This window comes from Mesorhizobium sp. CNPSo 4688, from assembly GCF_057784295.1.
The window spans coordinates 87,913-102,500 of record NZ_JBWLUY010000009.1 but is presented as its reverse complement, the minus strand read 5'-3'; the positions used below and the strand labels follow the sequence as shown (position 1 = coordinate 102,500).

At 61.5% G+C, this 14,588-nt stretch carries 12 protein-coding genes; 7 read left to right on the top strand and 5 right to left on the bottom strand.

Annotated features, from left to right (window positions below; genetic code table 11):
- The first annotated feature begins 26 nt into the window (after nt 1–26).
- Both AC04SH_RS18510 and AC04SH_RS18505 read left to right on the top strand, forming a co-directional pair.
- Nucleotides 27–665 carry a response regulator transcription factor gene (locus AC04SH_RS18510; protein ID WP_488576116.1) on the top strand — a complete coding sequence of 213 codons (639 nt, stop codon included), beginning with the start codon at nt 27–29 and terminating at the stop codon, nt 663–665.
- 582 nt (nt 666–1,247) lie between these two features.
- The gene (locus AC04SH_RS18505) at nt 1,248–1,490 is read left to right on the top strand and encodes a hypothetical protein (protein ID WP_352589109.1); all 243 of its coding nucleotides are present in this window, start codon (nt 1,248–1,250) and stop codon (nt 1,488–1,490) included.
- 193 nt (nt 1,491–1,683) lie between these two features.
- Here AC04SH_RS18505 and AC04SH_RS18500 read toward each other — a convergent pair whose 3' ends face one another.
- Nucleotides 1,684–3,780, bottom strand: a complete 2,097-nt coding sequence (locus AC04SH_RS18500; protein ID WP_488576115.1) for a DUF5801 repeats-in-toxin domain-containing protein — start codon at nt 3,778–3,780, stop codon at nt 1,684–1,686.
- A 744-nt stretch (nt 3,781–4,524) separates the two neighbouring features.
- Here AC04SH_RS18500 and AC04SH_RS18495 point away from each other — a divergent pair.
- From AC04SH_RS18495 to AC04SH_RS18485, 3 genes are all read left to right on the top strand, one after another.
- The gene (locus tag AC04SH_RS18495; RefSeq protein WP_488576114.1) at nt 4,525–4,680 is read left to right on the top strand and encodes a hypothetical protein; all 156 of its coding nucleotides are present in this window, start codon (nt 4,525–4,527) and stop codon (nt 4,678–4,680) included.
- Nucleotides 4,681–4,751: 71 nt separating this feature from the next.
- Complete coding sequence (locus AC04SH_RS18490) at nt 4,752–6,575, top strand: type I secretion system permease/ATPase (RefSeq protein WP_488576113.1); 1,824 nt, start codon at nt 4,752–4,754, stop codon at nt 6,573–6,575.
- Between the two features lie 13 nt (nt 6,576–6,588).
- On the top strand, nt 6,589–7,920 hold the full coding sequence (locus AC04SH_RS18485) for an HlyD family type I secretion periplasmic adaptor subunit (RefSeq protein WP_488576112.1): 1,332 nt from the start codon (nt 6,589–6,591) through the stop codon (nt 7,918–7,920).
- Between the two features lie 71 nt (nt 7,921–7,991).
- Here the strand turns inward: AC04SH_RS18485 and AC04SH_RS18480 are convergent, their stop codons facing one another.
- Nucleotides 7,992–8,639 (bottom strand): ThuA domain-containing protein, encoded by a 648-nt coding sequence (locus tag AC04SH_RS18480; protein WP_488576111.1) that lies wholly within the window; start codon nt 8,637–8,639, stop codon nt 7,992–7,994.
- Between the two features lie 244 nt (nt 8,640–8,883).
- Between AC04SH_RS18480 and AC04SH_RS18475 the strand changes: the two genes are divergently transcribed.
- The gene (locus tag AC04SH_RS18475; RefSeq protein ID WP_488576110.1) at nt 8,884–9,540 is read left to right on the top strand and encodes a YjbE family putative metal transport protein; all 657 of its coding nucleotides are present in this window, start codon (nt 8,884–8,886) and stop codon (nt 9,538–9,540) included.
- Nucleotides 9,541–9,546: 6 nt separating this feature from the next.
- Here AC04SH_RS18475 and AC04SH_RS18470 read toward each other — a convergent pair whose 3' ends face one another.
- Nucleotides 9,547–10,932, bottom strand: a complete 1,386-nt coding sequence (locus AC04SH_RS18470) for an FAD-binding oxidoreductase (protein WP_488576109.1) — start codon at nt 10,930–10,932, stop codon at nt 9,547–9,549.
- A 225-nt stretch (nt 10,933–11,157) separates the two neighbouring features.
- On the opposite strand from AC04SH_RS18470, the gene AC04SH_RS18465 reads away from it, so the two are divergent.
- Nucleotides 11,158–12,177 carry a LacI family DNA-binding transcriptional regulator gene (locus AC04SH_RS18465; RefSeq protein WP_488576108.1) on the top strand — a complete coding sequence of 340 codons (1,020 nt, stop codon included), beginning with the start codon at nt 11,158–11,160 and terminating at the stop codon, nt 12,175–12,177.
- Nucleotides 12,178–12,270: 93 nt separating this feature from the next.
- On the opposite strand, the gene AC04SH_RS18460 is transcribed toward AC04SH_RS18465, so the two are convergent.
- A complete protein-coding gene (locus AC04SH_RS18460) occupies nt 12,271–13,419 on the bottom strand; it encodes a Gfo/Idh/MocA family protein (protein WP_488576107.1) in 1,149 nt (382 codons plus the stop codon).
- A 265-nt stretch (nt 13,420–13,684) separates the two neighbouring features.
- Nucleotides 13,685–14,446, bottom strand: a complete 762-nt coding sequence (locus AC04SH_RS18455; RefSeq protein WP_488576297.1) for a DeoR/GlpR family DNA-binding transcription regulator — start codon at nt 14,444–14,446, stop codon at nt 13,685–13,687.
- Nucleotides 14,447–14,588: the final 142 nt, after the last annotated feature.

Genomic DNA, 14,588 nt, shown 5'->3' with positions numbered 1-14,588 from the left:
TTGCGTTTTTTACGGACGGGGTACACATGTCTGCACTGGTTGTAGCAGACCCGCGGGGGGTCTATCTCGCCGGTCTTGAGTGGGTTTTGCGTGAGGCGGGACACAGCGTTGTCGCAGAATGCCACCTCACGATTGAGGTTCTCCCCTTGGTGGAGCGCCACCGGCCTGATATCGTCATCGTCGGCCTGGATATCGCGGACCCGCAGACGGCCGCACTTTCCTCCCGGCTGAAGGCCGCCAACGGCGCTCTCGGCATCATCTTTATCGTGCAGCCTACCGGCAGGCTGGATATCAAGGAAATACAGGCACTCGATGTCGACGGCCTGCTTCTGGACGGCATCAGCCACCACTATCTCGTCGAATGCGTGAACGCGGTGGCGAGCGGCAAGAAATGGATCGACAACATGATCGTCCAGCAACTGCTGATGCCCCGATCGCAGCCGCAACCGATGTCCAGGCTGACCGGGCGGGAGACCGAAATCGCTGATCTCGTCTCGCGCGGGTTGCGCAACAAGACCATCGCGCAGCGGCTGCACGTATCCGAAGGCACGGTGAAGATGCACCTGCATCACGTCTACGAGAAGCTGCGCCTCGGCAATCGGGCGGAACTCGCCTGGATGGCGCATGGCAAAGGCTTCGACCATCCAGGAGCAGGCCTCCTCTGACAGCAGCACTTTAAACTGGCATGGACGAGACCGGCAGTGGGCCGGAAAGCCGTGTGATGGCATCCGCCGTGATACCCGCCGCAGCGCCTGCGCCGGCCTGGTCTAATGATCCAAATTGTGTGAGGCCTATTCCGGCAGCCCAGCCTTGCGCAGACCTTCGATAAAAGCATCGTGGTCGGCGCTTCTGGCTACCGCCTTAGCAGGACGGGAAACTCCGGCAATGCTCTCGGACGAACTCAAGTCGTCCAAAACGTACACGCACATAGAAGGTGACGTGTGCGGCCTTCGGCCAAGAACATGTAACCATGTTCGTGTCCTCCGCGGGATGGTTCCCGGTTAACCGGAACGCAGGATGCGCCCCGCCGGGTATCAGGGCGGGTCCTGCGGCCGGTCAGGAGTTAGGCCGAATCAAATATTATTCGATTCAATTGATTCCGACGACTCCAACAACGAGCCGTGCCCAGTTTCCAGAGGGGTGAACATTCCCCTACGGCTGGGTAGCGCGATAGCTTAGTTGCGCGATCACTAATATGCCGATAAATTAATCAGCGCGGGAGGCGTCCAACAGCCATGAGGATAACCATGTCCGGCAAACCGGCAATCTTTCCAGCGCTCGATTATCTGCCGATCCAAGCTCAGGACCATGCCCCACCTGCATCGTTCGATATCAATGAACTGCTCTTAGCGGCTGCGCCCAATCATCCCACCGGCCCGGCAGAGCATTTTGCGCCCCATGCAACCGTTGACCTACCTGATGCTGGCCTTGCCGGCATTGAGAACGCGAGCCACCTCCCAACCCACATTTCGGATTGGTTGCTGATCTAGCAAACTCGATCTCGTCGCACAGATTTCGGCCCGCCTTTTGGAAGGGCGGGCCGTTGCCGATTTCTCCGGTTTCCGCAAAGCGGGGCCGCAAGCTTTTCACTAGAGTCCGACCTAGGTTTGTCAACGACATAATCGCCTCCCCAAAGGGGGACCGGATCGCCAAGCGTTGAGCTTGCAGGGTACGAGGACGCCATTAAACGATGTAGTCCTGGCTTGCGAGGATGTTCAGTGTTTGCGTAACAGCATCCCCGTCGAGGTCGGTGTTTGTCAGCTCGAAGGCGAACGGCTGATCGGGAACCGGAGCCTCGATGCTCGTCGAGAAGTCGAGAATGCGAACACCCGAGTTGGCACCGGGGACGATGAACTGAACGTAGGCCGTGTCGAAGGCTTGACCACCATCATCGTCGTTGATCGTCACGGTCTGATTACCCGAGCGCAGGCCAGTAACGTTGTCGATATTGTGGTCGATCAGATTACCGGCATCGTCGTAAAGCCACGATTCAACCGTGATGGCGTTGATGTTTCCAATTCCTGCGACCGCAAAGGTTAGATTGTTGATGTCAGACCCGTCCGCAGTCGAGAAGGTGAAGCCCTCGTTGTTATTGATCTGCGAAGCCTGACCGCCTTTCACCCCGAATCCAACTGCATCGGGGTTCAGGTCGTCAGCCGCTACAGTAGGGCCTCCCAGTGGAGCAGTGTTGAACGGCGCAAAGGCTGCCTCGGCCGCGTCCGCCGCGGGCGTAGCGTTGAAGATCAGGCCGTCGAAGACGATGCTGCCGGTGTTGTCCACCGTGGGTACCGTCAAGGTCTCCTGGGGACCGCCCGACTTGACCGCATTGAAGTCGAGGTTGGACTGCTCACCCTGGGGTGTGAAGAGCACGTCGAAGGTGTAGCCTGAGTCCGTCACGCTCAGTTGGTAGAGGTCCGTATCGGTGGCCACGTCGTGGTACGTCAGCGTGGTTCCGTCGGCGTTGAGGTTCTCCGTGATGGCAGTGCCACCGAGATCGGTCCAGTCGGTGATGGTGACGTGTGAGCCGTCGGCTCCGGGAGTAAGGGTGAACGTTCCATCGTCGTGTTGACCGGCGGCCAATCCGACCTGGAACGGCGTGGCATCACCAGTGATGCCGGTGAACGTCGGCCCGGCGTCCTCGAACACGAGGTGCGTCCCGAGGTCCTCGTGGTTGACGACCGTCACCTCGCTCGATGATGGGAACGCGACTTCGAGGTTCTCAACGCGTACGCCGGAGGTGCTTTGCTTCGTGTCGTAGCTAAATCGAACGTAGATTTGATCGACACTATCCGCCGATTCGATGGTGTAATTCTCAAAGACGGCGCTGCCAGAAGGTAAGCTTACTGTGTCGGTCCCGTGCTCAATTACTGTCCCATTATCGACAGTCCACCACTCGATGTTGACGCTCTTCACGCCGCCTACGGCCTGGATGTCGAACCTGATGCCGCCAATCTCGTTCGCATCCGGATCACCAGAGGTCCAGGCCGCGTCTTGAACGAAGAAGCCCTCATTTTGATTCATCTGAGAGGCTTGGCCGCCCTTCACACCGAAGCCGATGGCGTCGGGGTTCAGATCATCATTGGTTCCGGGGTTCTTGTTGATGAGCGTCGGATCAATGACTGAACCCGGGAAGATGATTCCATCAAACTTGGCGCTGTGGTTGTCAGTCGGATCTGTTGTCGCAACCGTGAGCGTCTCCTGCGGGCTCCCTGACGGGATCGACGCGAAGTCGAGTGTCTGAAACGTCGTCACGATTTCAGTGGTCGTTACATCCAGCGTGATCTTGCCCTGGGCAAAAGACAGGATGTCGTCGTCGTCAATGACAGGAGGATCACCAGGAACGTTGTGTTGCAGCGGTTCGTATTGAATGAGGTAGATCTGCGCCGAGGACAGGTCGCTGTCGTCGAGCGCAACCGCGAACGCCAGGGCGCCCGCGGGGTCAGCATCACCATTCACGTCGGCCTCGCGCCCATAAATGATGCCGCCGTCCTCGTAGAGGAAGATTGCCACACCGTCGACGGTAGAGAGGCCGCTCGGCGTGCCGTCCCCATCGGGGATCGACAGCGCCAGGGCGGTCGCTCCGGTTGTGTCAAGGAGGGCGTCGTTGACGGCCACCTGCGGGAAACCTGTCGTGGGGTCGGTAGGACTGATTCCAACCACGCCGAGAGCGGTGAGCGCGTCGCTCAGCGTCTGGTTAAGAAGGACATCATTATCGGTATCGTCGGTCTGTACGCCGATTTGCTCGTCGAGAACGAGATTTGTATCGGTAATAGTAGCCATAACCTGCCTCCCAATTGTGATTGAGCTGTTCCAGGGTGAGTTGGAATTAGGTCAGGCCGCGCCGGAAATGGTGGATGTCGAGAACCGGAACAGGGCACGCCTTAACGTACGCAAGTTCCGGAAGCGTAGAAAACCACGATTGCCCGCCCGCCATCACTTGAAATGCTAACAAACCCCAAACTGCCGAGGGAGCCATTTGGCGCAGCCTGAGGATGGCAAGTCAACTTTCCGTCTGATAGTATTATGGCCTATATCGAACGATATATATCGTTTCGATAGAGTCGCTGTCGCCAATACAACTGGGAATATTGACCCGACAGCGAAGCGCCGTAGTAAATGCTCGCGTCGGAGTAAATCATACATGTCCGGGCGGAACTGGCCTGGGTGGCGCGTGGCAAAGGCCTCGACCATCCAGGCACCGGCCTTCTCTGACACCAGCACTTTCAACTGGCATTGACAGGAGGCCGGCAACGGGCCGGAAAACCGCGTGATGGCATCGGCCGTGATACCCGCCGCAACGCCCGCGCCGGCCTGATATCGAAAGATATATATCGTTCGATCAGGTGCGGACATTGGCCTCAATACCATCGAACCGGGAATGGACGCGTCCTCTTCGGCGGCGACACAATGGAAGATCAAAGGCCGCAGTTCAGCGCGTCAGCGCGCGAGCGGAGGCACTCGGGTAAGGGGCATCTGGGGAGGGGAAACCCTTTTCTTGATGCGTAAAAAAGGGGGAGAATCTCCATGGCACTCACCATAGCAGCTCAAAACGTCATCATCGACAAGAGCGCCGGAATTCAGATCGATAGTGATGGTATTGACCACGTTGCACTGTACAACTCCGACCTTACGCTGCAGCGAACTCCGAAATCTTCGGGACGGGTCACGTCCGTCATCTGACACTTGACCCACGGGCAGCCATGGCTGCCCCACTGCAATCCCTTGCACGAGATGTCATCAGAGAAATAGTGATGAAAACCAGGCAACAGCCCCCCGCCCTTCAGGTGGTGATGAAAGAGGCCAGACGCGCCATCCGGCCGCTTATCTGGTTTAGTGGTGGCATCAACGTGCTGATGCTGACTGGGGCGCTTTATATGCTCCAGGTCTACCATCGTGTGTTGTCCAGCCACAGCCTGGAGACGTTGGTGATGCTGTCGCTGATGGCGGCAGGGGCACTCGCGGCAATGGCGGGTCTGGAGGTGGTGCGCGGGCGCCTGCTGGCTAAAGTCGGATCGTGGATGAACGCGCGGTTGGGACCAGTTCTCCTGACAGCATCGGTGGAATATGCCGCCTCGGCGCCCGGTCAGGCCAACGCCCGTCCGCTGCGCGACCTGGATCAGGTACGGAATTTCTTCACCAGCCCGAGCATCTTCCCGATCCTTGACGCGCCCTGGGCACCGCTGTTTTTCGTCGCCATATTCTTCATGCATCCCTGGCTGGGCTGGTTGGCGCTGTGCGGCGGAATCGTCCTGTTTGCGTTGGCGTTGCTCAACGAATACGTCACACGCAAACCGTTGACCGAGTCCGCAAGCGCACAGTCGCGGGCCTATGTGCAGGCCGAGGCGGCGATCCGCAACGCCGAGGTCGTCCAGGCGATGGGCATGTTGAAGCCGCTGCTGGAGGGCTGGAAAGCCCAGCAGGACGATGCAAACAAAGGACAGGTTCTTGCTGCCAACCGTGGCGGCGTCATCGCGGCCATCGCGCGTTGTCATCGGATGGCCCTGCAGATGGCCATATTGGGTCTTGGCGCCTATCTGGTGCTTCGGAACGAGGCTTCACCCGCTATCATGATCTCCGCCTCGATCCTGATGGGTCGCGCATTGTCCCCGGTCGAGCAAGCGATCGGCACATGGAAGGGGACGGTGGGAGCGCGTGCCGCTTACCGGCGTCTCACCGCACTCGCCGGACAGCATTTGGAGGCCACACCGGTTCTGCCACTGCCACGGCCGAAAGGCAGGTTCGAGGCCGAGAACCTGGTGCTTGCCCGACAGGGCGCCGAGCCTATCCTGAAAGGGATCAGCTTCCGGCTCAATCCGGGTGAAGCAATGGCGTTGATCGGCCCGAGCGGGGCCGGCAAGACTAGCTTGGCGCGAATACTGGCCGGCGCCTGGCGTCCGTCCGGGGGGCGTGCGCTGCTGGACGGCATGGACGTTGCCCAATGGGCGGCGGAGGACCGGGGTCACCATGTCGGTTACCTGCCGCAGGACATCGAGCTCTTCGCCGGCACCGTCTCCGAAAACATCTGCCGCTTCGCGACACTCAACCCGGCGGTCTTCAACAACGTGGTCAAGGCCGCGCAGTTGGCGGGCGTTCACGAGCTGATCAAGGGACTGCCGAAGGGTTATGCCACCGAGATCGGCGAATCTGGCGCGGTGCTGTCAGGCGGGCAGCGCCAACGCATCGGATTAGCGCGGGCACTCTACGGCGACCCGGCGCTCATTATCCTGGACGAGCCCAATTCCAACCTCGACCGCGAGGGTGAGGACGCATTGATCGCAGCCCTCGGCACGGTCAAGGCGGCGGGCACGACCGTTATCCTGATCGCGCACCGGGCGAACATGATAGAGAAGGTCGACAAGATATTGGTTCTCAACCGGGGCCAGCAAGACCTCTACGGTTCGCGTGACTATGTCTTCAACGAGCTCGCCGCGCGCATCCGTCAGGTAAACCAGATACCGGCGAGTCCGACGCCAGAGATCTCCACCGCCGTGATCGGCGCCAGCAACGATCCACCTCCCTCTTCAAAGCGTACGTCGCGTGCATTGGGCACGACTGAAGTAGCGAACCAGGCATGAAACGAGAACCGATATGAACGTCGTGCCGTTACCGCTCCCGCCACCCTCCCTGCTGGAACCTGTACCCCTACGTCTTACGGGCGTGACGTGCACCGGGTTCGCGATCATGTTCCTGTTCTTCGGCGTCGCCGGGGGTTGGGCGGCGCTGGCGCCTCTGGACAGCGCCGCAGTGGCGCCGGGCGTTGTGAAGGTCGCCGGCGACCGCAAGCTCATCCAGCACCTCGAGGGCGGCATCATTGCGGAATTGAACGCCGCCAACGGTGATATCGTCAAGGCCGGCAAGGTTCTGGTCCGGCTCGACACCACGCAGGCAAGGGCGCAGCTTGACCTGATCCAGAACCGGATAGCAACGCGAGAGGCGCTGGCCGCGCGTCTGAGGGCCGAGCGTGACGACAAGGCCGAGATCGCGTTTGATCCGGCGTTGCTCGCAAACCCCGCCACGGCCGCAAAGGACGCGGTGGCCGCGCAGCGTGACGTGTTCGCGGCGAAGCACCATAATTTGAAGGACGAGCGGGAAATTCTCAGCCAGCGCCGTCACCAGACCGAGGAAGAGATAACGGGACTGGAGCAGCTCATCGTCACCAAGGACAAGCAGATCGAGGCGATCGAGGGTGAAACCAAAGACCTCGAGAGCCTGCTCGAGAAGGGGCTGACCACCCGCGAGCGGAACCTGTTGCTCAGGCGACAACAGCAGGAACTCGAGGGCGAGCGCGCGACCAACATCGCCGCAATCGCTCGTGCCAGAAGCGCCATGGCCGAGATCGACATGCAAATCTTGAATCTCGGGACTGTACGGCTGAATGAGGCCGTCGATGAGTTGACCAAGGTCGAGGCGGAGTTGTTTGACCTCGGACAGCAGGAGCGTGCCGCCAGGGACGTGCTTACCCGTACCGATGTCGTCGCACCGGTTGACGGCATCGTCATGGATCTGAAGGTCCACACGGCGGGCGGTGTCGTGAAACCCGGCGAGACATTGATGACAATCGTGCCGCTCGGACAACAACTCGTGGTCGAGGCCATGGTCAAACCAGAGGATGTCGAGACGATCGCCCCCGGACAGCCCGCGCGCGTCAGCTTCCCGGCCTTCGCACGCTACAACCTGCCGCCACTCGACGGCGTCGTGGAGATCGTGTCGGCCGACCGCATGGTGGACGAGCGCAGCGGGGCACCGTACTTCGCCGCGACCGTGTTGATCGACAAGGGCGAACTCGCCAAGCTGGAGGGCCGCAAGCTGCTGCCTGGCATGTCGAGCGAGGCGATGATCCGGACAGGTGCTCGCACCGTACTTTCTTACCTCGCCGAGCCGATCACGCAGAACTTCCGCCGGGCAATGCGGGAAAAATAGCCGCGGGCCGTCCAAGACTTTTTTGTCTTACCGGACAAAGACCGCCGCCCGACTTGACGACAGGCCCGGGATCAGGCCGCTCGGCTGGCCCACAGCACGCCGCGCTCGAAGATGCTGCGCATTTGCGGCACGGAAAACTCATCCGCCGTGTGGCCAAGCGCGCTGAAGAAGACTCGGCCCTTGCCGTAGCGGCGCTTCCAGACCACGGGCATGACGACGCCGTCTACGAAGTCGAGATGCTCGCCGCCAAACGTCGTCGTGGCGAGCACCTCGTTGCTCGGGTCGACATGCATGTAGTACTGCTCGGAACGGTAGGCGAAACCGTCGATGCCCCGCACGATCGGATCATCGCTGGTGATGTCGACGCGGTAGTCGATGATGTCGCCGGGATGGGCGACCCATTGGCCGCCGGTCATGAAGTGATAGGCCGGCTCGTTGCGAAAACTGTCGCCCATGGTGCCGTGGAAGCCGGCAAGGCCGGTTCCACCGCTGACGGCGGCGACGAGGTTCTGCAGCTCCGGTTTCTCGATCGTCGACATTGTGACCACAGGGACGATCAAATCGATTGCCGAAAGCTGCGGATCGGCGAGAGCCGAGGTGCCCTGTTCGATCCGCACGTCGAAGCCGTGGCCGGCCAGCATCTCGCTGACGACAGCGGCACTGCGGGCCGGGGTATGACCTTCCCAGCCGCTCCAGAAAATCAATGCCGTCTTGCCCATGCTCGTCTCTCCTTTGGTCGGCAATATTGATAGTCAAGCAGAACTCTTTTGTCTTCCCTTTCCATGGAGCCATTTCTGTCGGCAAGCATCGATCCGGCGATGAATTCCGTGGATGAGGAACGATTGGCTGCGCCTGGCGTCTTGTTTCGATGCCGGGCTGCACTCAAATCAGCTGTCTTGGCGTTTGCGCAGACATCGGTCCGATCCGCCGCAACCAGCCGGAGCCTTCCGGGGAGACCGCTCTATGAGTTTCGACCAGACGACTGTCGCCGCCTATCTGGAAGTCATCACCATCAACCTCGTGCTCTCGGGCGACAATGTCGTGGTGATCGGCATGGCGGCCGCAGGCCTGGCCAAAGCATTGCGCCAGAAGGCGATCGTTGCCGGCATAGCCGCGGCCGCGGTGATCCGCGTCGTCTTTGCCGTGATCGCGGTGCAGCTGCTGGAGATTCCGGGGATCATGCTGGTTGGCGGCATGCTTTTGTTCTGGGTGTGCTGGAACATGTTCCAGGAATTGCGTTCCGCCCGCGGCGATGAAGACAGCGATGCCGACGCCGACCCTGCCGCGACAGCGCTTGCGGCTGTGCGGCCGGCCAAGGCGCTGCGCACGGCGATCCTGCAGATCGTGGTCGCCGATGTCTCGATGTCGCTGGACAATGTGCTGGCCGTGGCGGGCGCGGCCGCCCATGACATGAATGCGCTGGTGTTCGGTCTCATCCTGTCGGTGGTTCTGATGGCTGTCGCCTCGACGCTGGTGGCGGCGCTGCTTGCCAGATACCGCTGGATCGGCTGGCTCGGCCTGGCGATCATCGTCTATGTCGCCGGCAACATGACGCTGGACGGCGTCGAGCAGGTGAGAACGGTCAACTACCACGCGCTGCTTTCGCCAACTGCGAGCTAGTAGCATTCAAGCGATGTCGAAAATCCGCCCGGGGTTGAGAATGTTGTGGGGATCGAACGCCGCCTTGAGGCGGCGCATGGCTGATATTTCGGCATCGCTGCGCACCAGGCTCAGCCATTTCTTCTTGTCGAGGCCGATGCCGTGTTCGGCCGAGACGGCGCCGCCGCATGCGGCCACGCCGCGATAGATGATCTCATAGGCGGCCGCTGGCTCCCTGGTGTCGACCTGATAGTGCAGATTGCAGTCGCCGAGGTGGCCGAAGACGTAGATCTCGGCGCTGGCGTCCCTAGCGCGGATCGCCGCTTCGGCGTCGCGCAGGAAAGCCGCCATCGTCGACAGCGGAATGGAGATGTCGACGCCGATCAGGCCCTCGATTGCAAACAGGAAGCGGTTGGCCTCCTCGCGTACGTCCCAAAGCGCGCGGAATTCGCGCGGCGATTGCGAGACGACCACATCGTCGACGATGCCGTCTTCGACGGCCTTCATCAGCACCGAAGCAAAACGTTCGCCGTCCAGCTCGGCCTGGTTGCCCTGGATCTCGGCCAGAACATAGACGGGCGCGCCGGCAGGCAGCGGCGCCGGCGCGTCCATGCCGGCAATCATGGCGCCGTAGAGCGGCGAGAAATTCACCTCATAGGCGGAGAGCAAGGGACCGAGCCGCTGCTTCAGCAGCCCGAGCAGCGCGATAGCCGCCTCCAGCGAGGCAAGCGCGCAGAAGGCGGCGACCTCCGTGGCGGGCTTCGGATGCAGCCTCAGGCAGGCGCGGGTGACGACGCCCAGCGTGCCTTCGCTGCCAATGAACAGCTGGTTGAGATCGTATCCCGAATTGTCCTTGGCCAGACCGCGCAGCGAGGTCAGGATCGAGCCGTCGGCAAGCACCGCCTCCAGCCCCAGCACCTGGGCGCGGTACATGCCGTAGCGCAACACGCGGATGCCGCCGGCATTGGTGGCGATGTTGCCGCCGACCGTCGCGGTGCCGCGCGCACCGATATCGACGCCGAACATCAGGCCGGCCGCATCGGCGGCTTCCTGCACCATTTGCAGCGGCACGCCGGCTTCCGCGATGATGGTTGCCGCCTGGCGATCGAGAGCCTCGACCGCGGTCATGCGCTCCAGCGACAGAACCGCTTCGCCCGGCTGCACGCGCGCGGCGCCGGCCAGCCCGGTGCGGCCGCCATGGACGACCAGCTTCTGGCCAAGGCCGCTGCAAACTCGCAGGATCTCGGCGACTTCGCCGGCGCTGCGCGGACGCAAGACCAGTTCGGGCCGGTTTCCGTCCTTGCCGGAGAGATCGTCTACATAGCGCGGATCGACCGCATTGCCGGTGACAACAGCGGCGGCGTCGAGCCGCGGCTGAAGCTGGGAAAGAAGCTGATCGATCTGTTGCGTCATGGTTCCTGGATATTCGCTTGCTCGCTGCGGTCGAGACTTTGATGCGGGACAATTTTCGCGTCAATTGATTACATTTACGCACGGTATAATTTGTCATTGCGCGTTGAAACGACTGAAGTTTCCTGTAAATTTCGTCTGAGGTTGCGTGGCGGCGCGCCGGCTACAGGACCGTGGGCAGCGCCAAGGGATGACCAAGGTTCTGGCGCCCGCCAGACGAGGGATCGAATGACAAAGCACAGGACGATGGAGGATTTCGCCCGCTCTTGCGGCGTCTCTAGGCCGACACTGTCGAAATATTTCGACGATCCGACCAGCGTCAAACCGGCAACGCGCAAGCGCATCGAGGAGGCGCTACGCTCATCCGATTACCAGCCCAATCTGTTTGCCCGCAACCTCAATCGCAAGCGTACCCGCAGCATCGGCATCGTCGTGCCGACGGTGGCCGATCCCTTCTATTCCGAAATGGTCAGCCGCATCGAGCTCAGACTGCGCGACGAGGGCTATTGGCCCATCGTCATTTCCTCACACGGTTCGCGCGAGCTCGAAATCGAGGCGACGCGCACCATCCTGTCGCTGAAAGTCTCAGGCGCGCTGATCGCGCCGCTCGGCTTGCGCTCGGACCGCCGCGCGCTGGAGAAGCTGACGCAGACAATGCCGGTCGTCTATTTCGACACCTATCTCGAAGGCGGCGCACCCTTCGTCGGCAACAACAACGCCCAGAGTGTTTCGACCATCGTCGACTATCTCTGCCGCTCCGGCGACGCGCCGGTCTATTTCGATATCCCGCACGTCAACCACAATTCGCCGGAGCGGCTGAACAGCTATATCGGCGCCATGCAGCGGCTGGGCCAGGAGCCGGTCGTCATCGGCAACACAAGCGACTATACATGGGATTTCGAGCGCATCGGCTACGAGCAGATGGAACAGATGCTCGGGGCTGGCGGCCTGCCGGGCAAGACCATACTGTGCGCCAATGACCGGCTGGCCTTTGGCGTCATGGCGGCAGCCTTCGCGCAAGGCAAGAAGGTCGGCCGCAAGGCAGACTGCGACCTGCGTGTCGCCGCCCATGACGACCATCCGCTGAGCCGCTACACCTGCCCCGCTCTGACTACCATCGCGCAGGATTTTGCCGCCATGGCGGGGCGCAGCGTCGAGACGCTGCTCGCTTTGCTCAACGAGGACACAGCGAGCGTCGCACCGAAGGTCAGCCTCGACGCCGCCCTGGTGATGCGTCAGTCGGCCTGAACACTTCCAAAGGCGGGGTCGAAGCTGCGCCATGCGGCGACCGCGGCAGTAATGATGGCGTCAGCGGCGATGTCGTCACGAACCAACCTGCCGTCAGGCAAGCAGGCTTGCCGCTTCCTCCTCGCCAAGCAGCGGCGGCTGGTCGACCGTGCCGTTGACGGCAACCGAGCCGCGGCTTTCGCCCGAAGCCAGGATCGCTTCCATGATCTCCAGCACATGCAATGCGAGTTCGCCCGAGGCGCGCGGCTTCCTGCCCGTGGTCAGCGCGGTCGACAGATCGGCGACGCCGAGCATGCGGTAGTTGGCGCGGTCGGGCGCGGCATAGGGCCAGTTGCGGGCGCCGTAGAGCTCGCTCTCGCTGGCGAAATCGGCCCAGTCGGCGCCGCGCGCCGACAGCGAGACCGTCCCGCCGAATGTGTCGGGGTCGGGCAGCCTGAGCGAACCCTCGGTGCCGTGCAATTCGATCGGATGGTTGGAATGTCTGAACACGTCCCATGAGGCGCCGAAGGTGACGGTGGCGCCCGAGCGGAATTCGAGCAGCGACAATATGTTGGTCGGCGTGCCGACCTTGAACGTCGTGTTCTTGAACGGGCCGTCGGCCGTGATCAGCCTCTCCTCCTGGCCGCGCGTCGCCATCGCCATGACGCGCTCGACCGGACCGAGCAGATTGACCAGCATGGTCAGGTAATAGGGACCCATGTCGAACACCGGACCGCCGCCGGGCTGATAATAGAATTGCGGATTGGGATGCCAGTGCTCCATGCCGCGTCCCATCATGAAGGCGGTGCCGGTCACCGGCTTGCCGATGGCGCCCTCGTCCATCAGGCGGCGGGCGCGGCGTCCGGCGGCGCCAAGGAAAGTATCGGGAGCCGAGCCGATCAGCAGGCCGCGCTTTGCCGCTTCGTCGACAAGCCGGCGGCCGTCGGCGGCGGTAGTAGCCAGCGGCTTTTCGGTGAAGACATGCTTGCCCGCCGAAAGCGCTGACAACGAAATGTCGAAATGCGCCGCCGGAATGGTCAGGTTCAGCACGAGGTCGACATCGGGATCGGCGAGCAGCGCGTCGACGCCAAGCGCGCGGATGCCATATTCCCTGGCGCGGAGCTCAGCCATATCAGCCGAAATGTCGGCGCAGGCGCGCAGCTCGACCCCGCCGAACAGCGCTGCATTGCGCAGATAGGTCATCGAGATGTTGCCGCAGCCGATCACACCGACGCCGAGCTTTGTCTTTGATTTTCCGTGCATTTCCAGCTTTTCCTCCGAAGCCAATGGCATGCTTGGGGGACCGTCGTAGTGCAGCGGTCCACCTTCACAATCCGCTATACAGGATTTTAAATGTTGACGCGCGTAAAATTTTTATAGAGCATGTGATAATTCTGGCGCAGCGTTGGGAGGCCGCCAGCCTGAGGAGGAGAACATGACTGTCATGAAAAACGGCCGACCGCCGATGCGAAGCCCGTGGGTCATGCGCGCATTGGATCTTTCCGTCGCGGTCGAGACCGAGACGGGTTCAGGCATAGATCACCTTGGCCGCGATCTTATCAAGCTGGCTGCGTATTGGACCGGGCAGGCCATCGTCGGTGATCACCACATCGACGGCCGACAGCGAAAATGCCTTGGAGGTCCCGCTGACGCCCCATTTGCTCGAATCGGCGAGGAGGACAACGCGCCGGGCCATGCGAACGAGGTTTCGCTTCGTTCGCGCCATGTCTTCGTTCACGTCGACCACATCCAGTGATGAGTCTATCGCATGCGCTCCCACAAAGACCTGATGCGCTACCAAGCCGCCGAGAGCCGTATCGGCATCTGTGATCAGCGTGCTCACCGTGTCGGGATAGACCCGGCCGCCGATCATATGAACGTCGAGCCCAGGACGATGCATAAGATGCTGCACGATATTCATGGCCGTGGCCGCGACCACGACATTGCTGAGCGGCGGTAACTGCATGGCAAGCTGCATCAATGTCGAGCCGCCGTCGAAGATGACCGATTGGTTGTCCTCGAACAGGTCTACCGCCGCCCGGGCGATGCGCTTCTTTGCATCGAGGTTCGTTTGCATCCGCCGGGCGAACGCGGCCGTGGTCGAATCGGTGGTCCGGGTCACCGCCCCTCCACGGGTCTTGGTCAGCAGTCCCTTGCGGTCCAGTATCTCGAGGTCGGTGCGCACCGTGACTTCCGACACGCCAAAATCGTCCGACAGGTCCTTGATGCGAACCTGTCCGCTGCGCTGCACCTCACCCAGGATGGATTGGCGTCTCTGCTCCGACAACATTGCCCTGCCCTTGCCTCCCTGCGCCAGGCAATCGCTCTGGCCTCGGCTCACCTTATCAAAAATACGCAAATTCGAAAGCTTTCGAAAGATTGTTTTTCTTTTTTCTTTCGGAAACACTGAGTCCGGGATTTTGAAATCAACC

Coding starts and splice junctions, on each gene's coding strand:
- AC04SH_RS18485 (WP_488576112.1), top strand. CDS start 6,589: ATGAACGTCGTGCCGTTACCGCTCCCGCCACCCTCCCTGCTGGAACCT.
- AC04SH_RS18500 (WP_488576115.1), bottom strand. CDS start 3,780: ATGGCTACTATTACCGATACAAATCTCGTTCTCGACGAGCAAATCGGC.
- AC04SH_RS18470 (WP_488576109.1), bottom strand. CDS start 10,932: ATGACGCAACAGATCGATCAGCTTCTTTCCCAGCTTCAGCCGCGGCTC.
- AC04SH_RS18495 (WP_488576114.1), top strand. CDS start 4,525: ATGGCACTCACCATAGCAGCTCAAAACGTCATCATCGACAAGAGCGCC.
- AC04SH_RS18490 (WP_488576113.1), top strand. CDS start 4,752: ATGAAAACCAGGCAACAGCCCCCCGCCCTTCAGGTGGTGATGAAAGAG.
- AC04SH_RS18510 (WP_488576116.1), top strand. CDS start 27: ATGTCTGCACTGGTTGTAGCAGACCCGCGGGGGGTCTATCTCGCCGGT.
- AC04SH_RS18465 (WP_488576108.1), top strand. CDS start 11,158: ATGACAAAGCACAGGACGATGGAGGATTTCGCCCGCTCTTGCGGCGTC.
- AC04SH_RS18475 (WP_488576110.1), top strand. CDS start 8,884: ATGAGTTTCGACCAGACGACTGTCGCCGCCTATCTGGAAGTCATCACC.
- AC04SH_RS18505 (WP_352589109.1), top strand. CDS start 1,248: ATGTCCGGCAAACCGGCAATCTTTCCAGCGCTCGATTATCTGCCGATC.
- AC04SH_RS18480 (WP_488576111.1), bottom strand. CDS start 8,639: ATGGGCAAGACGGCATTGATTTTCTGGAGCGGCTGGGAAGGTCATACC.
- AC04SH_RS18460 (WP_488576107.1), bottom strand. CDS start 13,419: ATGCACGGAAAATCAAAGACAAAGCTCGGCGTCGGTGTGATCGGCTGC.
- AC04SH_RS18455 (WP_488576297.1), bottom strand. CDS start 14,446: ATGTTGTCGGAGCAGAGACGCCAATCCATCCTGGGTGAGGTGCAGCGC.